Annotated in this window: 17 protein-coding genes; 3 read left to right on the plus strand and 14 right to left on the minus strand. The window is 68.3% G+C overall.

The window, feature by feature from the left end; genetic code table 11:
- The 7 genes from V6W80_RS12885 to V6W80_RS12915 form a co-directional block, all read right to left on the minus strand.
- Positions 1-954 carry an ABC transporter permease gene (locus tag V6W80_RS12885; RefSeq protein WP_017641265.1) on the minus strand — a complete coding sequence of 318 codons (954 nt, stop codon included), beginning with the start codon at positions 952-954 and terminating at the stop codon, positions 1-3.
- Positions 951-1,940, minus strand: coding sequence for an ABC transporter permease (locus V6W80_RS12890; RefSeq protein ID WP_338544456.1), 990 nt, complete (start codon positions 1,938-1,940; stop codon positions 951-953). The genes V6W80_RS12885 and V6W80_RS12890 overlap by 4 nt, the downstream gene beginning before the upstream one ends.
- The gene (locus tag V6W80_RS12895) at positions 1,924-3,462 is read right to left on the minus strand and encodes a sugar ABC transporter ATP-binding protein (RefSeq protein WP_338544457.1); all 1,539 of its coding nucleotides are present in this window, start codon (positions 3,460-3,462) and stop codon (positions 1,924-1,926) included. Before V6W80_RS12895 ends, V6W80_RS12890 begins: the two co-directional genes overlap by 17 nt.
- Complete coding sequence (locus tag V6W80_RS12900) at positions 3,459-4,424, minus strand: sugar ABC transporter substrate-binding protein (protein WP_338544458.1); 966 nt, start codon at positions 4,422-4,424, stop codon at positions 3,459-3,461. The genes V6W80_RS12895 and V6W80_RS12900 overlap by 4 nt, the downstream gene beginning before the upstream one ends.
- Before the next feature lie 15 nt (positions 4,425-4,439).
- On the minus strand, positions 4,440-4,796 hold the full coding sequence (locus tag V6W80_RS12905; RefSeq protein ID WP_338544459.1) for a hypothetical protein: 357 nt from the start codon (positions 4,794-4,796) through the stop codon (positions 4,440-4,442).
- A gap of 4 nt (positions 4,797-4,800) precedes the next feature.
- A complete protein-coding gene (locus V6W80_RS12910; RefSeq protein ID WP_338544460.1) occupies positions 4,801-6,027 on the minus strand; it encodes an SfnB family sulfur acquisition oxidoreductase in 1,227 nt (408 codons plus the stop codon).
- A 239-nt stretch (positions 6,028-6,266) separates the two neighbouring features.
- Complete coding sequence (locus V6W80_RS12915; protein WP_338544461.1) at positions 6,267-7,253, minus strand: GlxA family transcriptional regulator; 987 nt, start codon at positions 7,251-7,253, stop codon at positions 6,267-6,269.
- Between the two features lie 107 nt (positions 7,254-7,360).
- On the opposite strand from V6W80_RS12915, the gene V6W80_RS12920 reads away from it, so the two are divergent.
- On the plus strand, positions 7,361-7,909 hold the full coding sequence (locus V6W80_RS12920; RefSeq protein ID WP_160922649.1) for a cysteine hydrolase family protein: 549 nt from the start codon (positions 7,361-7,363) through the stop codon (positions 7,907-7,909).
- Here the strand turns inward: V6W80_RS12920 and V6W80_RS12925 are convergent.
- Positions 7,894-8,541: a transferase gene (locus V6W80_RS12925; RefSeq protein WP_338544462.1), complete on the minus strand. Its 648-nt coding sequence runs from the start codon at positions 8,539-8,541 to the stop codon at positions 7,894-7,896. The genes V6W80_RS12920 and V6W80_RS12925 overlap by 16 nt on opposite strands.
- Positions 8,542-8,819: 278 nt before the next feature.
- Here V6W80_RS12925 and V6W80_RS12930 point away from each other — a divergent pair, with 278 nt between their 5' ends.
- Together V6W80_RS12930 and V6W80_RS12935 are read left to right on the plus strand one after the other, a co-directional pair.
- Positions 8,820-10,265: an aldehyde dehydrogenase family protein gene (locus V6W80_RS12930; protein ID WP_338544463.1), complete on the plus strand. Its 1,446-nt coding sequence runs from the start codon at positions 8,820-8,822 to the stop codon at positions 10,263-10,265.
- A 325-nt stretch (positions 10,266-10,590) separates the two neighbouring features.
- Entirely contained in the window at positions 10,591-11,136 is a 546-nt protein-coding gene (locus V6W80_RS12935; RefSeq protein WP_257705880.1) for a ProQ/FinO family protein, read from the plus strand.
- 168 nt (positions 11,137-11,304) lie between these two features.
- Here the strand turns inward: V6W80_RS12935 and V6W80_RS12940 are convergent, their stop codons facing one another.
- The 6 genes from V6W80_RS12940 to V6W80_RS12965 all read right to left on the minus strand — a co-directional run bounded on the left by V6W80_RS12940 (position 11,305) and on the right by V6W80_RS12965 (position 18,876).
- Positions 11,305-12,861 carry a UxaA family hydrolase gene (locus tag V6W80_RS12940; protein ID WP_338544464.1) on the minus strand — a complete coding sequence of 519 codons (1,557 nt, stop codon included), beginning with the start codon at positions 12,859-12,861 and terminating at the stop codon, positions 11,305-11,307.
- A gap of 13 nt (positions 12,862-12,874) precedes the next feature.
- Positions 12,875-13,885 (minus strand): zinc-binding alcohol dehydrogenase family protein, encoded by a 1,011-nt coding sequence (locus tag V6W80_RS12945; RefSeq protein WP_338544465.1) that lies wholly within the window; start codon positions 13,883-13,885, stop codon positions 12,875-12,877.
- Entirely contained in the window at positions 13,885-15,069 is a 1,185-nt protein-coding gene (gene uxuA / locus V6W80_RS12950) for a mannonate dehydratase (RefSeq protein WP_338544466.1), read from the minus strand. The genes V6W80_RS12945 and uxuA overlap by 1 nt, the downstream gene beginning before the upstream one ends.
- Position 15,070: 1 nt before the next feature.
- On the minus strand, positions 15,071-16,504 hold the full coding sequence (locus V6W80_RS12955; protein ID WP_338544467.1) for a mannitol dehydrogenase family protein: 1,434 nt from the start codon (positions 16,502-16,504) through the stop codon (positions 15,071-15,073).
- The gene (locus V6W80_RS12960; RefSeq protein ID WP_338544468.1) at positions 16,501-17,778 is read right to left on the minus strand and encodes an MFS transporter; all 1,278 of its coding nucleotides are present in this window, start codon (positions 17,776-17,778) and stop codon (positions 16,501-16,503) included. Before V6W80_RS12960 ends, V6W80_RS12955 begins: the two co-directional genes overlap by 4 nt.
- 69 nt (positions 17,779-17,847) lie before the next feature.
- Complete coding sequence (locus V6W80_RS12965; RefSeq protein ID WP_338544469.1) at positions 17,848-18,876, minus strand: Zn-dependent oxidoreductase; 1,029 nt, start codon at positions 18,874-18,876, stop codon at positions 17,848-17,850.
- Positions 18,877-18,881: the final 5 nt, after the last annotated feature.

Below are 18,881 nucleotides of genomic sequence, written 5' to 3' on the forward strand. Positions count from 1 at the left end.
CTAATAGGCGGCGTCGCGGCGCCGGGCCAGTTGATTGAGGGTCAGCACCAAGAGGATCAGCAGGCCGGTGGCCACCTGTTGCCAGTAGAAATTCCAGCCCACCAGCAGCAGGCCGTTGGCGGCCACCGCCAGCAGCAGCACGCCCAGCAGGGTGCCGGGCACATTGGGCCGGCCGTGGCGATTGAGGCTGGCGCCGATGAAGACAGCGCCGATGCCATTGATGAGATAGGCATTGCCCGAAAGCGGCACATAGGCATCGATGCGCAGCGCCAGCAGGATGCCTGCCACGGCTGCGGCCAGGGCGGTGGCCAGGCAGGTCCAGAGCGCCAGGCGCCGCAGCGCCAGCCCCGAGTAACGTGCCACCAATGGCTGACTGCCCAGCGCCAGCAAGGCGCGGCCCAGGCGCCCACGGGCCAGCACCAAGCCGTAGAGCACGGCCAGCAGCAACATGGTCCAGACCGCCGCCGGAATGCCGAGCCAGCTGCTCGCGGCGGGCCTGACCTCGGGTCTCAGATACAGCGGCAGGCCGCCTTCGGACAGCAGTTGTTGCAGGCTGGTACCGATGAACAGCAGCCCCAGACTGGCGAGGAAAGGCGACAGCCCCACGCCGGCCACCAGCAGGGCATTGGCCAGGCCAACCAGCAGCCCAAGGCCCAGGCCACCGGCGAGCGCCACGGCCAGCGGCCAGCCGGCGTTGAGCAAGGCGATGCAACCGAAGGCCGCCAGGTCCAGGGCGATACCCACGGAAAGATCAATGCCGCCCGCGGCGATGGCGTAGGTCAGCCCCAGAGCCACCAGCGCCGGCACCAGGCCATTGTTCAGCAGCAGGCTGAGCAGGTTGCCCTGGCTGAGAAAGCCGGGCGCGGCCAGGGCGAAGACCACCATCAGCGTCAGGAACAGCAACGGCAGCGCCAGGCGCAGGCCCGAGCGGCCGAGAGAAAGGGTCGCACTCATCGGTTGCCCTCCTGCCGCAGGCTGGCCGCCGCCACCACCAGCAGGATCAAGGTGCCCTGGACGCCACTGACCAGAAAGCTGCTCACCCCGAGCAACTGGAAGCCATTGCCGAGCATGCCCACCAGCAGCGCCGCCAGCAGGGTGCCACCGACGCTCGGCTGGGAGCGCCAGGAAAACACCGTGCCGAGAAAGGCGATGGCCACCACCGGCAGGAGCAATTCGCCCGACCCAGGCGTACTGCCGCTGAACCAGGCGACTGACAGCAGCGCGGCCAGGCCCGCACAGCCGCCGGCCAGCAGATAGCTGGAGAACACCAGCGTACGTACCGGCAGGCCGGCGGTGCGCGCCGCTTCGGGATGATCGCCCACCGCGGCCAACCGCAGGCCATAGCGCGTACGCTGAAGCAGCAGGGCCAGCACCAGGGCGGTCGCCAGCAGTACCCAACCCGCTGCCGGGATGCCCAGCAGGCTGCCCATCCCGAGCAGATCCAGCCAGGGCGCGCTGGCCGGTAGCACGGTATTTTCGCTCAAGACCAGTTCCAGGCCGGCCACCACATTGAGGCTGGCCAGGGTCGTGAGCAACGGCGGCAGGCCCAGCAAGGTCACCGCCAGGCCGTTGACCGCCCCCACCACCAGGCCGCAGGCCAGGGTCAGGCCGATGGCCAGCGACGCACCGTACCCCGCGTTGACCAGGGTCGCCTGGACCGCCGCGCAGAGTCCGAGATTGGCCGCCAGCGACAGATCCAGGCCCCCGGCCAGGACGTTGCCACCCCCACCGACGATCACCAGGGTGAGGCCCAGCGCCAGGATGCCCGGGATGGCGGCCTGGGCGAGGATATTGGCGAGATTGCCGACGCCCAGGAACCCCGGCGCCCGCCAGGCGAGCAGAATGGCGATCAGCGCGAAGGCCAGCAGCGCCCCGTGGCGCCAGAGATCCAGCCACCCGCCCAGGGCGGGCGCCGCAAGAGGTTCAGGAGGCAAGGCCAAGATCCGCCCTCCCCGTCGTGTCCGCGGCCGGTCTCACCGCGCCGGTGGCGGTGGCCAGCAATTCCTCGGCGCTCAGCTCCCTGGCCGGGCGCGCCGGCAGCAGCCGTCCGCGATGCATCACATGGATGCGGTCACAGAGGTTGAGCAATTCGGGCAGGTCCACCGACAGGATCAACACCCCCGCGCCCTGCTCCACCAACCGAGCGATCTGGCGATAGAGTTCGGCCCGCGCGGCGAGGTCGATGCCCACGCTGGGTTCGTCCAGCAGATAGAGCCGCGCATCGCGGGCCAGCCATTTGCCCAGGGCGACCTTCTGCTGGTTACCGCCACTGAGATGACGCACCGGCGTCTCCAGGTCCGGGGTACGGATGTCCAGCGCCTCGCGTAGCCGTAGTGCAGCCTGGCGCTCGGCACCTGGCCGACGGAGACCGAACCAACTGAAACGCTCCAGGGCGGCCAGGGTGAGATTCTCGGTCACGGTGAGATCCAGGGCCACGCCCTGCTGGCGGCGATTCTCCGGCAACAGCGCCAGCCCCGCCCGCACCGCGGCCCGCGGACGGGCGAACCGCTGCGGACGTCCCTCCAGCAGCAACTCGCCCTCGGCCACCGGCAGCAGGCCGAACAGGGTCTTCAGCAACTCCTTGGCGCCCGAGCCCACCAGGCCGGCCACGCCGACCACCTCGCCCCGACGTACCTGCAGGTCGACCTTGGCGAACGCACCCGGCCGGCCGAGACGCCGGCTTTCCAACAGGACGTCGCCGGGCTGTGCCTGCGCCTTGGGATAGGCCTCGCCGAGTTCGCGATTGATCATCAGCCGCGCCATGGCGGCCGCCGGTGTAACGCGGGGTTCCACTTCCGCCACCACCTGGCCGCCCCGCAGCACCGTGGCCCTGTCACAGAGGCGTTCGACCTCCTGCAGGTAGTGGGACACATAGAGCAAGGCCAGGCCCTGGTCACGCAACTCGCGCAGCAGCTTGAGCAGGCGCTCCACCTCGCCATGGGCCAGGGCTACGGTGGGTTCGTCGAGCACCAGCACCTTGGGTGTAGCCAGCAGCGCCCGGCTGATTTGCAGCAGTTGCTGTTCAGCGCTGCTCAGGTCCGCCACCCGGGTTCGCGCGCGGCAGTGCAGGCCGAAGCGCTCGGCCAGTAGTCGTTCCGCCGCCCGCTCCTGCCCACGGCGATCCAGCAACGGGCCGCGGCGCCGCTCCTGGCCGAAGAACAGGGCCTCGGCCAGGGTGAAGTTGGGCGGCAACAGCCGCTCCTGGTGGATGATGGACACCCCACGCCGGGCCAACTCACGCGGTCCGGCGCCAGGCAGCGACTGGCCATCCAGGCGCAGCTCACCGGCCTCGGGGGTCACCAGGCCACCGAGCACCTTGATCAGGGTGGACTTGCCGGCGCCGTTCTCGCCGACCAGACCATGGATCTCGCCAGCCCTCAGGGTCAGGTCGACACCCGCCAGCGCCTGGGTCGCCCCGTAGCGCTTGGCGATGCCCCGTAGTTCGAGCACCGCCGTGCTCATTGATCACCCCGTAGCGCCGCTACCTGGTCCAGGTTCGCCTTGGTGGTCAGCAGGGTCGATACGTGGGTCTCCTTGGGCAGATCACGGGCGCCGGCGAGGTAGCGGGCGACGTTCCGCACCGCCGTGCGGCCCATCAGCGCCGGTTGCTGCGCGACCACCGCGCCCACCGGGCTGTCGTCACGCTTGAGTAATTCCAGCACCTCGGGGGTGCCGTCGACGCCATAGGTCTTGATCTCGGTACGCCCGGCCTCGATCAGCGCCTGACTGGCGCCAAGCTGGGGAATGTCCCAGGCCGACCAGATGGCGGCGATCTGGCCCTTGGGGTACTTGTTGAGCAACGCGGCGATCTGGCCGCGGGCGTCCTGCACGGTATTGGGGATCACATCGCGCAGCTCGGGCTGGATGATCTTCAGCCCCGGATGGGCGTCGAGCACCTTGCGCAGCTCGGCGTAGCGGATGGCGCACACGGGCACGCCCTGGAAGCCGTTAAAGACCAGGATGTCGCCCTGGCCACCGGTGTCCTTCGCCAGTTGCTCGGCCAGTTCACGCCCGGCCGCGGCGTTGTCGGAGGTGGTGTTGTTGAGGCTGTACCGGGACGGCGCATCGATGGTGAACAGCGGAATGCCGGCCGCCTGGATGCGTTTCAGCCAGGGGTCTATCACGCTCAGGGTACCGAGGGTCTGGATCACCGCATCCGGTTTCTGGGTCACCAGGGTCTGCAGCTGGGTCACCAGGTTCTTGTCGTTACGGCCGGCGTCCAGGGTAATGGGCGTGCCGCCCAGCCGCTTGACCTCTTCCACCTGGGCCTGGAAGGCCTTGAGATCGAAGTAGTGGCTGGTGCCGGTCATGCTGATGGCGATGCGCTTGCCGGCCAGCGAGGGGACCTCATCCGCAAACGCGAGGGCGGTGGTAGCCAGCAGCGGCAACAGCAGGAGGGTACGGAACAGGGTACGAAGGGCCATGGGAATCCTTTCTTTTCAGTCGCTGATGTTCAGGTGGTGCTCACCCAGGAGGCGCTTGAGGTCACGGGAGGCCGGGCCGGCTGAGCGGTGCGCGACGGTTTCTGCCAGCCATTCCCGCTGTAGGTCGGCGGCTAGCTGGCGGGCACTGTCGGCGGCCAGGCGGGCCTGGATCTGCCGTACCGGTCCGTCCTCGGCGGCGCTGGCACGTTGCAAGGCGCGCGCCGCGGCCAGGCGCACCTGGAGATCGCCGACCGCGGCGATCACCAGCGGGTCCTGGGCGCGCGAATCCTTCGGCAGTTCCTGTCGCAGTTGCTGGAGGAGTTGTTCGGCGAAGGTCAGTTCTTCGTGGGTGACAAGGGCGAGATCGGTCATGGCATCAGTTCCAGGCGTGACGCGGCGGCTCGACGCCGTTGAGCAGATAGTTGCCGATCAGGTGGTACTTCCAGCGCACCGGATCGTGCAGCGTGTGGGTGCGGGCATTGCGCCAGTGGCGGTCATGGCCGAAACGCGCCGAGACGCTGCGGGTGCCGCCCAGTTCGCAGAGGCGATTGGCGGCGGCCAGGGCGATCTCGGTGGAGGCGACCTTGGCCTGTCCCACCACTACCGAAGCCTCGGCGACGCTGGCCGCGGACGGCTCCGCCAGCGCCCGGTCGACGGCCACGCCGGCGTCTTCCAGCAAGGCCTCGGCGGCGGCCAGCCGCCAGCTCAGGTCACCGATCAGCGCCTGGCTCAGTGGGTCTTGCCAGCCATGCGCGAGCCCACTGTCGGTCCAGGGCCGCGCCAGCCGGGCGGCGGCCAGGGCGGCAGCGAAGGCGCCGCGGGCGATGCCGACGTCCACCGCCGCCTGGATGATCTGGGAGACCGGACCATCCGCCGTCGGCCGCTCGAATGCCTTCCAGGCGGGCAATACCGCGCTGCGCCGAACACTGACGCCCTTGAGCTGCACCCGACCGCTGGCGGTGGTGCGCTGGCCGAAGCCGTCCCAGTCGTCGATCACCGTCAGGCCGCCGGCATCGCGCGGCACCAGCGCGAGATGGGCCAGGCCCGCCTCGTCCAGTGCCACCGTGGGAACCACGTGCGCAAAGAGGGCACCGGTGCAATAGGCCTTCTCCCCATCGATCCAGGCGGTATCCCCGGTGAAGCGGATACGCGTCTCGAACTGGGTGACGGTCTTGCTGCGCGCCTCGGAGAAGGCATTGCCGAAGCGATAGCCCTGGAGCACCAGGCCGAGGTAGTGGCGCTGCTGGTCCGGGCTGCCGGTCAGCAGCAGGTTGTTGACCACGCCCAGATGATTCTGCGGTAGCTGGCCCAGAGAGGGATCGGCCGCGGAGATACGGGCGATGACTTCGGCGACGGTGCCGAATCCCACCCCCGCGCCGCCGAACGACCGCGGTACGGTGATGGCCCAGAGACCACTGGCCGAGAAGCGCTCGATCTCGGCCCAGGGCAGGCGTCGCTCCTGGTCACGACTGAGCGCATCGCGAGCGAAATCCTCCGCCAGGGCAGCCGCAGCATCGAGTGCCTCGGCGGCGTCGCGCAAGCGCGTGGCAGGACGTTCGGGGACGGCACGGGGAACGGTATTGTGCGAGGTGGCGACGGCCATGCAGGGACTCCCTTGGAGGTGACCCCCGAGCTGGAGCACAAGCTATGCCATCGGCGAAAATCAAAAATTATCAGTGACTTATATTAAAACCTGGGCATCTGGAAGTCGCTGACCAGACACCTCGGCAGACAACTGTTGCCCGAGGGACAGCCCGAAGGCTGTGGCTGGAACGTCTCTCCTGGATCCAACCAACGAGACCAGACCGAACGCGTCTTTTGGCGGCATGACGCGCCCATACCTCACCGCCCGCCCGCAACACCCCCGAACCGCCGCCGATAATCTCCCGGGCTCAGGCCCACGACGCGGGTGAACACCTTTCTGAAAGCCCCCGGATCGCTGTAGCCCACCTCCCAGGCGACCCGTTCGAGGGGCAGCCGGCTGGTCTGCAGCAATTCCCGGGCGCGCCCGACGCGCAATTGCTGGCCGTAAGCGGTGGTGGTCATGCCGGTGGCCTGCCGAAAGCGGCGCAGCAAGGTGCGCGGTTCGAGTCCGGCGCGCTGGGCCAGGGTGTCCAGGCCGAGGTCCTGGGCGCCGGTTTCCTGCAGCCACTCCTGCACGGCGAGGACGGCGCTGTCGCCATGGCTCAGGCGCGGCGAAAAGGCGCTGTAGTAACGCTGCTGTCGCCCCGGCGGGTCGATGACCAGGATGCGCGCGGTGTCGAGCATGCGCTTGGCGCCCAGGTAGCGATCGACCAGGCGCAGGCCGAGGTCGGTCCAGGCCATGAGACCGCCGGCGGTGACGAGGTCCTCGCCATCGATGAGCAGTTGATCAGCGTCCAGACTCACCCTAGGGAAACGGGCGGCGAAGCGCTCGACATGGAGCCAGTGGGTGGTGGCGGTGCGGCCGTCGAGCAGACCGGTTTCCGCCAGCAGAAAGGCGCCGGCGCAGATCGAGGCCAGACGCACGCCCGCGCCATGCTGCTGGCGCAGCCAGTCACGATAGGGCGCGGCCGCAGCCGGTGTGATCGGCTCCGCCAGACTGGGCGGCAGGATCAGCACGTTGGGTGAGCCGCTCGTTGCGGGCAAGGAGTCGTAGACCCGCCTGGGCGCCGCGTCGCCCTCCTCCAGCCGCCAGTGGCTGACCCGCAAGCGGGGCCGCTCGGCATCCTCCGCGGTGCCCGTGAAGCGCCCGGCGATCTCGAACAGATCGGTGAGGCCGTGCACCGTCGCCAGTTGCACACCCGGATAGAGCAGCAGACCGAGTTCGATCGGCGGTTGATCGTGCATGTGTCGCTGGCACCCCTGAAGTTGTCGGCCGCGCCCCTTCGCCGGCAGGTGGGGCTGGCCAATCATGGCCGGACCTGAAAGCCGAAGCATCTTCCGAGGAGCTGGACATGAGCAAGCACGCCGTTGTCGTCATCGATCTGCAGAATGAATACCTCCCCACCGGCAAATTGCCCCTTACCGGTATCGAGACCGCAGTCGCCAATGCCGCCCGGATCATCGCCCACGCCCGTGACCAGGGCGTTCCGGTGATCCATGTGCAGCATCAATCGCTCAGCGCCGAGGCGCCGATCTTCGTGCCCGGCAGCGACGGCATCGAGATCCAGGCCACCGTCGTGCCCCAGGCCGGCGAGCCGGTGGTGGTGAAGCACTATCCCAACGCCTTTCGCGAAACCAACCTGAAACAACTGCTGGACCAGCGCGGTATCGAGTCCTTGGTGGTGGTGGGTGCCATGAGCCATATGTGTATCGACGCCGGCGTGCGCGCCGCAGCCGACATGGGGTACGCCGTGACCGTGATCCACGACGCCTGCGCCACCCTGGATCTGGAGTTCGGGGGCGTCAGGGTGCCGGCGGCCCAGGTGCATGCCGCCCTGATGGCGGCGCTGGCCTTCGCCTATGCGACCCTGGAAGCCACCGACGCCTATCTCGCCGACTGAGAGGACGCCGCGCCCGCGGCGGCGTCCGGCACCCCATGGTCGATCAGCCCCAGCCGCGCGACTCGGGTGCCTGACGGTAGCAGGGCGCCCGGCGCGATGACCGCATTGGCGCCCAGGCGACAACCGTCGCCGATCAGGGCGCCGAACTTGACCACCCCGGGGTCGATCACCTGGTCACCGTGGCGGATGCGGATGAGCGCGCCGTCACTTTCGTTGCGGTAGTTGGCAACGACGGCACCCGCCTCCAGATTCACCCCACTGCCGATCAGGGAATCCCCGACGAAGTTGAAGTGGGCGAGCTTGCTGCCGTCCAGCAACAGGCTGCTCTTCAGCTCGCAGGCCGGGCCTACCACGCAGTGGCTGCCGAGACGGACGCCCCCGCGCAGATAAGCGCCCGCGGCCACCAGGGTGCCGGGACCGACGATGACCGGCCCCTTGAGCACGGCACCAGGCTCCACCACCGCCGTCTCGTGGATGACGCTATCGCCCTGGCGGCGATAGCCGGGACCGAGCCGTGCCAGCAGCGCCCGGACGTGGTGCTCGCAGGCGCTGGTAATCGTCCAGGGCAGAGCGGGCTCCAGGCCCAGGCTGGGCCAGGCGGCGATAAAGCGACTGATATCCAGGTCAGGCATGACGGCCTCGGCAGTGGCGGGAAGCCCTGGATTCTGAACCAGGCCATGGCCGGATGCCCGCACCGGCCGGCGAAAGATTCAGCCGTCGCGCAGGCGCCCCAGATGATCGCTGAGCATGGCCGCCAGGATGCGGCAGGCTCTGGTTGCAGCGCACCGCGATCAGACCAGCGCCTTGCTGGCCCTGCTCGAACTCGGTGCGGCTGGCGCTGGCCGCGTCCAGGCTGAATACTGCCGTCGTCTCCGAGTCGCTCCCTCCCTGCCCTCTGCGGACTGCTGCCATGAACGCGCCTTTGCCCGATCCCGCTCCCGCCCAGGTCGACATCGACACCCTGCACCTGCTGTTCACCGCCCAGGGACCGCGCGCCCTGGCTCTGCGCGACTCCACCGCCGCCGAGCGCCTGGCTTTGCTGCACCACCTGCACGGCGCCCTGGTGGCCCGGCGCGGGGCGCTCTATGCGGCCTTTCGCCAGGATTTCGGCAAGCCCGAGGTGGAAGTGGAGCTTTCCGAGATCATGCCGGTACTGGAAGAGATCCAGCACGCGCGGCGCCACCTGCGGCGCTGGATGAAGCCACGGCGGGTGCGACCGACCCTGACCTCCCTGGGTTGCCCGGCGCACATCCATAGCCAGCCGCGCGGGCGCTGCCTGATCATCGGCCCCTGGAACTATCCGGTCTCCACCCTGCTCGGCCCGCTGGTGTCGGCGCTGGCGGCCGGCAACACCGTGATGCTCAAGCCCTCGGAATTCACCCCGGCGGTCAATGCGGTGCTGCGCGACCTGCTGGCCGAGGCCTTCACCCCGGACAGCGTGGCCTTTTGCGAAGGTGACGTCGCCACCGCCGAGGCGCTCTTGGCGCTGCCCTTCGATCACTTTTTCTTTACCGGCTCCACGGCCGTGGGCCGCCTGGTGATGCAGGCTGCCGCCCGCCACCTGGCCTCGGTGACCCTGGAACTGGGCGGCAAGTCGCCGGCGATCATCGACGCCAGTGCTGACCTGAACGCCGCCGCCGAGCTGTTGCTCTGGGGCAAATTCCTCAATGCCGGCCAATCCTGCATCGCGCCGGATCATGTCTTCGTCGCCCGCCACCTGCTGCCAGCGTTCGAGGAGCGCTGTCGCGCCCTGCTGGTGCAGCGCTACGGCAGGGACGCCGCCGCCAGCCCCGACTACGCCCGGCTCATTCACGAGCGCCACGCCAGCCAGCTGATCGGGCTGCTCGACCAGGCCCAGGCCGCCGGCGCGCGGTTGATCCACGGCGGCGCGCACGATGCGGCAGGATGCTATCTCGCACCGACCCTGCTGGACTGCTCGACCATCGACAGCCCCCTGGACAGCCAGGAACTCTTCGGTCCGCTCTTGCCGGTGATCGCCTATGACGATCTGGAGGAGGTCCTGCAGCGCATCGATGCCGGCGCCAAGCCCCTGGCACTCTATCTCTGGAGTCGCGATCGCGCGGTGCAGCGGCGGGTCGTCGCGCGCACCAGCTCCGGCAGCGTCGGCCTGAATCTGTGCATGCAGCAGTACACCCAGCTGCACCTGCCCTTTGGCGGTGTCAATCACTCCGGCAGCGGCAGCGCCCATGGCCAGGCGGGTTTTCGCACCTTTTCCCACGAGCGTAGCGTGCTCGCCGCCGGTCCGCTGCTGGCCGTTCGTCTGCTGTTGCCGCCCTATTCGCCGTTCAAGCTGCGGCTGGCGCAATGGGTGTCGCGCCTGACCGGAGGCGGCTAGGTCCAGTACGAGAAGTGCCTGCGCATTGGCGATGCTTCGTTGAAAAACGCTTCGAAATGCTCATTTACCGCACCTAAACTGCGCTTCCTCAGCCTTTTTCGCCTCGCCTCCCCTTCGCTCGGCGACTTTCGTACAGGACCCGGAAAACGCCCAGCAGGGCACACCATCCGCCGGGAATGACGCTTCCAAGGATGCACGAGTGGCGAACCACCCCTTAGAATGACGGACCGCCAGCCTTGGCCGTGCCAATCTGCAATCGGCGCGGTCCAAGCCCGGCATGGGTTACCCTTGCACGTGAATTCTATTTGGAGCGGTGAGCTGAACGATGGGCTTTGAGCAACTAGCTGAACTACGCGACCGCCTGCGGGCCGAAAAAGCGCAGGTAAAGACCGAGAGCAATGAGCGGCCGGCGCGGAGACCTTCACCGAAAGCCAAGCCCCGCGAGCAGAAGCCCCGCGAGCAGGATCCGGTGGTCGAAGGCATCCGCCGGCTGCAGAAGCACTTCCCGCTGGCCTTCCCGGTCAATCCCGCACCCAAGGTGCCGCTCAAGGAAGGCATCCTCAAGGACGCCGAGCAGCACCTGGAGCGCCTGGGCATCACCGGTGACCAGCTCAAGCAGTCGATCGCCACCTGGTGTCGCGGCACCCGCTACTGGGCGGCCATGACCGAAAACGCCCCACGCCTGGATCTGGATGGCCAGCCAGCCGGCACCGTGACCGCCTCTCAGGCGGTCTATGCCAAGCAGCAGGCACGCCGCCAGCGCGCCCAGGCCCGCCGTGAGCAGGCCAAGACCAAGGCGGAAACCGCCGCGCCCGCCGAGGGTGAAGCGGCTGCAGCCGTCGCCGCTCCCGTGGACGACGCCTCGGCCTGACGGCAGCTCCGCGCCTGACCCGGGACACGGCTCCCGACGGCGTGCGACCTGATAGGCGCCCCGGTCAGCAGGACCGGGGCGGCCTTGCTGCCGTTCGCTTGATTGACCTGTGCAGCCCCGAGCCGCACCTGGGTCGCGTCGATGTGACCACCGCCCCACAGGCTGCGCTCAGGTCGTGGCACCCAGTTGCCAAGGCACGAACTCGTTCTGCCCATAGCCATGCAACTCGCTACGGCTACGCTCTCCTGAGGCCAGGGCCAGCAATCGCTCGAAGATGAAGGTGCCACGCTCTTCCAGGGTGGTGCTGCCATCGACCAGGCCGCCGCAATCCACGTCCATATCGTCGCGCTGGCTCTCCCAGAGCCGGGTATTGGTGGCGATCTTGAGCGATGGCGTCGGCGCGCAGCCATAGGCGGAACCGCGTCCGGTGGTGAAGGCGATGAGGTTGGCACCGCCCGCCACCTGGCCGGTGGCCGAGACCGGGTCGTAGCCGGGGGTGTCCATGAAAACCAGACCGGGGCTGCGCACCGGTTCGGCATAGCCGTAGACCGCCATGAGATCGGTGGAGCCGGCCTTGATCACCGCGCCGAGGGATTTCTCCAGGATGGTGGTGAGACCACCCGCCTTGTTGCCCGCCGACGGATTGTTGTCCAGGCTGGCGCCCGCACGGGCGCAATAGTCCTCCCACCAGCGGATGCGCTCCACCAGTCGCTCGCCTACCGCCGGGCTGGCGGCGCGGCGGGTGAGCAGGTGTTCGGCGCCGTAGATCTCCGGGGTTTCCGAAAGGATCGCGGTGCCGCCGGCGGCCACCAGCAGATCCACCGCGCGGCCCAGCGCCGGATTAGCACTGATGCCTGAATAGCCGTCCGATCCGCCGCATTGCAGACCAAGGATCAGATGCCGGGCGCTGACCGGCTCGCGCTCCACCTCGTTGGCCGCAGGCAACAGGGCTTTTACGGCTTCAATGCCGCGAGCAACGGTGGCGGTGGTACCGCCGCTGTCCTGGATGTTGAGGCTGCGCAGCCCCGCATGCTCGGCGAGACCCTGGTCAGCCAGCAGCGTGGGGATCTGGTTGGCCTCGCAGCCCAGGCCGATGAACAGCACGGCGGCGAAATTGGCATGGGCCGCGTAGCCGCCCAGGGTCCGGCGCAGCACCGCCATGCCCTCTCCCTGGGTATCGATGCCGCAACCGACGCCATGGGTCAGGGCTACCACGCCGTCGACATGGGGATAGGGCTGCAGCGCCTCGGGGTGGACGTCGCGTCGAAAGTGGTCGGCCACCGCTCGCGCCACCGTCGCCGAGCAGTTCACCGAGGTGAGGATGCCGATGTAGTTGCGGGTCGCCACCCGACCATCGGCACGGACGATGCCCCGGAAGCTGCGCTCGATCGGCACCGGCGCGCCACGGGCCTCGATGCCGAAGGCATGCTCCCGGGTGAAGTCGCCCATGGCGAGGTTGTGCACGTGGACGTGGCTGCCCGCGGTGATGGCCTCCCGGGCGAAGCCGATGATCTGACCATAGCGTCGTACCGGCTCGCCCACCGCTATAGGGCGCACGGCAACCTTGTGACCGGCAGGCACAGGTTCGCGAACCTGCACCCCCTCCTCCGGCAGTTCCAGGCCCGGCACCAGTGGCTGGCGGGCGATGAGCACATCGTCCTGGGGATGCAGGCGCAGGGTGGCGCGGGTGGCCGCTGCGGCGCCGCTACGGGTGATCAGTTCCATGTCCGTCTCCGCTTCAGCATTCGATGAGGGCCTTGACCACGCCCTCGGCAGGATCGAGCAAGGGTGGGAAAGCCTCGGGCACATCCTCCAGGCGCAGTCGGTGGGTATTCAGTGCCTGGGTGGGCACCAGCCCGCGCCGGAGACAATCGTGCACGTGGCGGAAATCCTCGGCGGTGGCGTTGCGGCTACCGAGCAGGGTCGCCTCGCGCTTGTGAAATTCCGGATCGGCAAAGCTCAGGTTGCCCTGGACGATGGACACCAGCACGTACTTGCCGCCATGGGCAATGAAGGCGAAGCCGCGCTCCATGGCGCGGGGATTACCGGTGGCGTCGAACACCACATCGAAAAAATCACCGCCGGTGAGGTCGCGCAGGCGCGCCTCGTCATCCTCGCCAAGCGCGACCGTGGCCTGCACCCCCAGATGCTCGGCGCAGAAGGCCAGGCGATCGGTACGGCCGTCCAGCACCGTCACCCGCGCCCCGCGCAGGCGGGCGAACCGCGCCACCGCCATGCCGATGGGACCGGCGCCCACCACCAGCACCTGCTGCTGGGCGGCCACCTCACCACGCCGCACCGCATGGGCGCCAATGGCGAGAAACTCCACCATGGCCGCCTGGTCGGCATCCAGGCCATCCGCACGGAACAGTGCGCTGTGAGGCAGGCTCAGGTAGCCGGTCATGGCGCCATCACAATGCACGCCCAGGACCTGGATGCGGGTGCAGCAGTTGGTCTTGCCCTGGCGGCAGGCCACGCAGTCGCCACAGGAAAGATAGGGCATCACATAGACCAGATCGCCCTCGGCGAGGCCCGAGTCGGCTTCGGTCTCGGTCACCGTGGCGGAGATCTCGTGGCCCATGACCCGCGGATAATTCAGGTAGGGCTGATTGCCGGAAAAGATGTGCAGGTCGGTGCCGCACACCCCGACCCGCTCGATGCGCACCAGGGTTTCGCCCGGGCGACGCGAGGGCTTCTCCCGCTGCTCGGCGCGCAGCAGACCAGGCTCCTGACAGACGATGGTCAACATCAGTGTCTCTCCTCTTCCAGGCGCCGCACGGCCTGTTCCACGCCGCGCAATTCGGCCAGGCCCTTGAGCCGGCCGATCAGCGAGTAACCCGGATTGGTCCGTCGGCCCTGATCATCCAGCAGTTGGTGACCGTGATCCGGTCGCATCGGCAGGCGCGCACCGCCTTCGCGTTCGCGGCGACGCTCCTCGCGCACCAACTCGCGGATCACCCCGACCATGTCCACGTCGCCATCCAGATGATGGGCTTCGTGGAAGCTGCGTGGATCTTCCTCACGGCGGGTCGCCCGCAGGTGGACGAAGTGAATGCGCGAGGCGAACTGGCGGGCCATGGCTACCAGGTCGTTGTCGGCGCGCACGCCATAGGAGCCGGTGCAGAAGGTCAGGCCGTTGGCGGGGCTGGGCACCGCCTCCAGCAGCCACTGGGCGTCGGCGGCGGTGGAGACCACGCGGGGCAATCCCAGCAGCGGCCGGGGCGGATCGTCCGGATGCACCCCCAGGCGGATCCCCACCTCTTCCGCCACCGGCACCACGGCCAGCAGGAAGACCGCCAGGTGCTCACGCAGGCGCGCGGCGTCGATCCCGGCATAGGTGGCCAGCAACTGTCGGAGGTCGGCGACCGAATAGCCTTCCTCGGCACCGGGCAGCCCGGCGATCAGCGTGCGTACCAGCTCTTCGCGACCGGCCGCGTCGAGACCGTCGTGATGGCGACGCGCCCGTTCGATCTCCGCGGCGGAGTAGTCCGCTTCGGCCCCGTCCCGCTGCAGGATGCAAAGGTCGAAGGCGGCGAAGGCATCCTGATCGAATCTCAGCGCCCAGCCGCCGTCGGGTAATCGATGGGCCAGCTGGGTGCGGGTCCAGTCCAGCACCGGCATGAAGTTGTAGCAGACCACGTCGATGCCGCACTGGGCGAGGTTGCGCAGGCTCTGCCGGTAGTTGTCCAGGTAGCGCTCGCGCCCCGGCAGGCCACGCTTGATGTCCTCGTGCACCGGGATGCTTTCCACCACCGACCAGCTCAGACCCGCCGCCTCGATCAGCGCCTTGCGCTCGGCGATGGCCGCTACCGGCCAGACCTCGCCATTGGGAATCTCGTGCAGCGCCGTGACGATGCCGGTGGCACCGGTCTGGCGGATATCGGCGAGGGAGATGGGATCGCGCGGGCCGAACCAGCGCCAGGTATGTTCCATGTCAGACTCCTTGATCGGTCAAGTCGGCGATGGCTGCGCCTATGCCCGCCTCGGCGATGCGCCGATGGGCCCGCTGCACCGCTTCGCGGAAGGCGGCCTGCTCGGCCAACGCGGGCGGAAAGACCTCGGCCAGCGCCAGGACGGCATCCACCCGCGCCATGCCCTTGGGCAAGGCGGCCAGGGTGGCGCGCAGGGGATCGTCCAGCGCCGCGCCCTCACCTTCACCAAAGTGAATCCAGGCCGCCACGCCGAGGGCGGTACAGGAGAAATCACCGCCCTGCTCCAGCAGCCGCTGGGCCCCCAGCAGCCAGCGCTGGGGCAGCTTCTGCGAGCCGTCCATGGCGATCTGCCGCAGCCGGTGCTGCAGGGCATCGTTGCGAAAGCGTGCGACCAGGGCTTCGGCATAGGCATCGAGGTCGACACCGTCGGGCATGTCCAGGGTCGGCGTCGCCTCGCGACTCATGTAGCGGTGCACGAGGGCGGCCAACTGGCGGTCGGCCATGGCCTCGGCCACGGTGCCATGGCCGGCCAGACTGCCCACATAGGCCAGTAGCGAATGGCTGCCATTGAGCAGCCGCAGCTTCATGGTCTCGAAGGGACGGACGTCCGCCACCATCTGCACCCCTTCGTGCTCCCAGTCCGGGCGGCCCTGGGGAAAGCGATCCTCGATCACCCACTGGCTGAAAGCCTCGCCCACCACCGCAGCGGGATCGTCACAGCCAAGGTCGCGCAAACGGGCGAAGGCGGCCTCGTCCATGGCCGGCACGATGCGATCGACCATGCTGCAGGGAAAGGCCACCTCGGTGGCGATCCAGGCCGCCAGGTGGGTGTCCTGGGCCTCGGCCAGGGACATCACCGCCTGGCGGGTGCGCTGGCCGTTGTCCGGCATGTTGTCGCAGCAGAGCACGGTGAAGGGAGCGATGCCCGCGGCACGGCGCCGGCGCAGCCCCTCCACCAGCAGGCCGGGCGCCGTACGCGGTGCGCGCGGTTCGGCCAGGTCGTGGACGATGCCCGGATCGTCGCGACGCAAGGCGCCACTGGCCGGGCTCAGGCAATAGCCCTTCTCCGTCACCGTGAGGGTGACGATGCGCACCTCGGGATCGGCCAGGCGCGCCAGCAGGGCTTCGCGGTCGGCTCCGCCGTCACCGGCATAGAGCACTTCGCGCAGGGCGCCGATTTCACGCAGCACCCCCTCGCGTTGGTTACGGTACTCCGCCACATGATAGCGACCGCCGCTGGCCTGCAAGGTCTCCACGAGGGCCCGCCCGGATCTCAGGTTGGCGCTGCACAGGCCCCAGGCGCCGCCACCGTGGCGGGCCAGGTTGCGCTCCAGGTAGACCGCCTGGTGGGCGCGATGGAAGGCGCCCAGGCCCAGGTGGACGATGCCGATGGCCGGCACCGGATAGCGCGAGGGAATGCGTTCGAAATCGCTCATCGGACGCCTCCCGCCGCCAGCTCGGCCGGTGCGTCAGCCGGCCGCTCGGCCAGTGGCTTGACGAAGCGCGCCACGCACAGCGAACCGATCACGGTCAGGGCGCCGGCCAGCAGGAAGGCACTGGTGAAGGCGCCGGTGAATTGCACCAGGTAGCCGGTCACCGCTGGGCCGATGATGCCCGAGGTGTTGGCCAGGAAGTGCATGAAGCCACTCACCCCGCCCACCCGTGCCGCCGGCACCGTGTCCTGGATGATCGCCCAGTAGATGGCGCCGGTCAGGTAGAGGAAGAATACCGAGAGCGCGACCAGAGCCACGGCGGCATAGAGGGTGCTGACCAAGCCGGCCACGGCGATGCACAGGGCACAGGCCAGCAGACAGGTCACCAGCACCACCTTGCGGGAGAACATCAGCCGGCCGGTCTTGCGGAATACCCAGTCGGACAGGTAGCCACCCACCGCCAGGCCAATGAAGCCCAGCACCCATGGAATGACCGTGGCGATGCTCATGTCCTTCACGTTGAGGCCGTAGGCCTGGATCAGGTAGCTGGGGAACCAGGTCAGGAAGAAGAACAGCGTGTAGTTGTAGGCGAAGAATGCCAGGGCGGTGAACAGCACCGTGGGCTGGCGCAGGTAGTACTTGAGCGGCCGCACCTCGGTATCTACCACGGCCACGGCGCGCTCCTCGGCGGCGATGTCGGCGGCCAGCTGGCCGGTCGGCTTGTCCTTGATCCAGAGGTACCAGACCACCGCCCAAACGAAGCCGATCAGCATGATGACGACAAAGGACACCTTCCACCCGTAGGCCACCGCGATCACCCCGACGATGGGGCCGGAGATGGCACCGCCCAGGGGCGTGCCCGACATCGACAGGCCCAGGGTGCGTCCGCGGTTATGAGGCGTGTACCAGTTGTTGACCATCTTGCTGGTGGAAACGCTCAAGGGACCCTCGGCCATGCCGAACAGCACCCGGATCACGATCAGCGCGGCGAAGCCCGAGGCTAGCACCGTGAGGCCGCTGAACGCCGACCAGAGCACCATCGCCAGTAGCAGCGTGGTCTTGGCGCCGTAGCGGTCGGCGGCCCAGCCACCAATGAAGTTGAACGCCGCATAGCCGACGAAGAAGGCGCTGAACAGCAGCCCCATCTCCCCGGCGCCCAGCCCGAAGTCCTTCTGGATCAGCGGCGCTGCTACCGACAGCGCCGAGCGATCCAGATAATTGACGACCCCCGCCAGAAACAGCATGACGAGTACCAGTCCACGACCTTGTCCAGCCATTTGTTACCTCCCGCTCATTGTCTTTATTCGGTAAGGCATCAGAGAACTCCCCGAGGGGGAGCGTGTTTTTCAGGCGTTACCACCCCACTGCACCAGCACCTTGCGCGTCTGCTCGGGGTGCTTTTCGATCAGCTCGATGGCGGCCGGCATCTCCTGGCTGGCCACCTGGTGACTGATCAACGCCGCGGCATCCAGTTTGCCTGCCGCCAACAGCTCGATGACCCGCGGAAAACGCCCGTTGTTGAGCCGCGAACCCACCAGGGTCAATTCCTTCTTGATGATCTCCAGCTGCACCAGCTCGCTGGGCGTGGAGCTGAAACCCAGCAGGCCGATGCGCCCCGCCGGCGAGGCCAGGCGAACGATCTCTGGCAGCAGGGCCGGATGGCAGGCCGCATCGACGATCAGGGGTACGCCCTCGCCACCCGTGGCCTCGCGCAGCGCCGCTTCCACGTCGGTATCGCGGCCGTTGAGGGTCCGCGTCGCCCCCAGGGCGCGGGCGGTGGCCAGGCGATCATCGAGTACGTCGGTGACGGTGATGTCTTCGATACCCAAGGCACGGCCCATCTGCACCAGGGTCAGGCCGATCACACCCGCGCCATAGATCAGCAATGAATCGCCGGGAAAGACCTGCATCCGCTCCAGCACATTCAAGGCGATACTGTAGGGCTCGACCAGCGCGGCCTGCGCCAGCGGCAAACCGGGCGGCAGGCGATGGGCATTGACCGCGGGTACGCAGACCTCCTCGCTGAAGCCGCCATCGCGATGCACACCCAGCACCTGCAGGCGACTGCAGACGTTGGGGCGGCCGATGCGGCAGGGATAGCAGCTGCCGCAGGCGATCACCGGATCGACGCAGACCGGGTCGCCCACCGCCAGGCCGCTGACGCCCTCGCCCACCTCGCGCACCACGCCGGCGAATTCGTGGCCGGTGACACGGGGAAAGCGCACGAAGGCGTTCTGGCCGTGGATGATGTGCATGTCCGAGCCGCAGATGCCGGCATAGGCCACCCCGACCCGGACCTCGCCGGGCGCCAGCGCGGGCACCGCGACCTCTTCGATGCTGAATTCGTGGGGTGCTCTGACCTGAAAGGCTTTCATCCTGG

The organism is Pseudomonas benzopyrenica, from assembly GCF_036884265.1.
GTDB lineage: Bacteria > Pseudomonadota > Gammaproteobacteria > Pseudomonadales > Pseudomonadaceae > Chryseomonas > Chryseomonas benzopyrenica.

Bases quoted from the DNA above. Each gene is read 5' to 3' on its own strand.
- V6W80_RS12885 (WP_017641265.1), bottom strand. From the start codon at position 954: ATGAGTGCGACCCTTTCTCTCGGCCGCTCGGGCCTGCGCCTGGCGCTG.
- V6W80_RS12895 (WP_338544457.1), bottom strand. From the start codon at position 3,462: ATGAGCACGGCGGTGCTCGAACTACGGGGCATCGCCAAGCGCTACGGG.
- V6W80_RS12900 (WP_338544458.1), bottom strand. From the start codon at position 4,424: ATGGCCCTTCGTACCCTGTTCCGTACCCTCCTGCTGTTGCCGCTGCTG.
- V6W80_RS12905 (WP_338544459.1), bottom strand. From the start codon at position 4,796: ATGACCGATCTCGCCCTTGTCACCCACGAAGAACTGACCTTCGCCGAA.
- V6W80_RS12910 (WP_338544460.1), bottom strand. From the start codon at position 6,027: ATGGCCGTCGCCACCTCGCACAATACCGTTCCCCGTGCCGTCCCCGAA.
- V6W80_RS12915 (WP_338544461.1), bottom strand. From the start codon at position 7,253: ATGCACGATCAACCGCCGATCGAACTCGGTCTGCTGCTCTATCCGGGT.
- V6W80_RS12920 (WP_160922649.1), top strand. From the start codon at position 7,361: ATGAGCAAGCACGCCGTTGTCGTCATCGATCTGCAGAATGAATACCTC.
- V6W80_RS12925 (WP_338544462.1), bottom strand. From the start codon at position 8,541: ATGCCTGACCTGGATATCAGTCGCTTTATCGCCGCCTGGCCCAGCCTG.
- V6W80_RS12930 (WP_338544463.1), top strand. From the start codon at position 8,820: ATGAACGCGCCTTTGCCCGATCCCGCTCCCGCCCAGGTCGACATCGAC.
- V6W80_RS12935 (WP_257705880.1), top strand. From the start codon at position 10,591: ATGGGCTTTGAGCAACTAGCTGAACTACGCGACCGCCTGCGGGCCGAA.
- V6W80_RS12940 (WP_338544464.1), bottom strand. From the start codon at position 12,861: ATGGAACTGATCACCCGTAGCGGCGCCGCAGCGGCCACCCGCGCCACC.
- V6W80_RS12945 (WP_338544465.1), bottom strand. From the start codon at position 13,885: ATGTTGACCATCGTCTGTCAGGAGCCTGGTCTGCTGCGCGCCGAGCAG.
- uxuA (WP_338544466.1), bottom strand. From the start codon at position 15,069: ATGGAACATACCTGGCGCTGGTTCGGCCCGCGCGATCCCATCTCCCTC.
- V6W80_RS12955 (WP_338544467.1), bottom strand. From the start codon at position 16,504: ATGAGCGATTTCGAACGCATTCCCTCGCGCTATCCGGTGCCGGCCATC.
- V6W80_RS12960 (WP_338544468.1), bottom strand. From the start codon at position 17,778: ATGGCTGGACAAGGTCGTGGACTGGTACTCGTCATGCTGTTTCTGGCG.
- V6W80_RS12965 (WP_338544469.1), bottom strand. From the start codon at position 18,876: ATGAAAGCCTTTCAGGTCAGAGCACCCCACGAATTCAGCATCGAAGAG.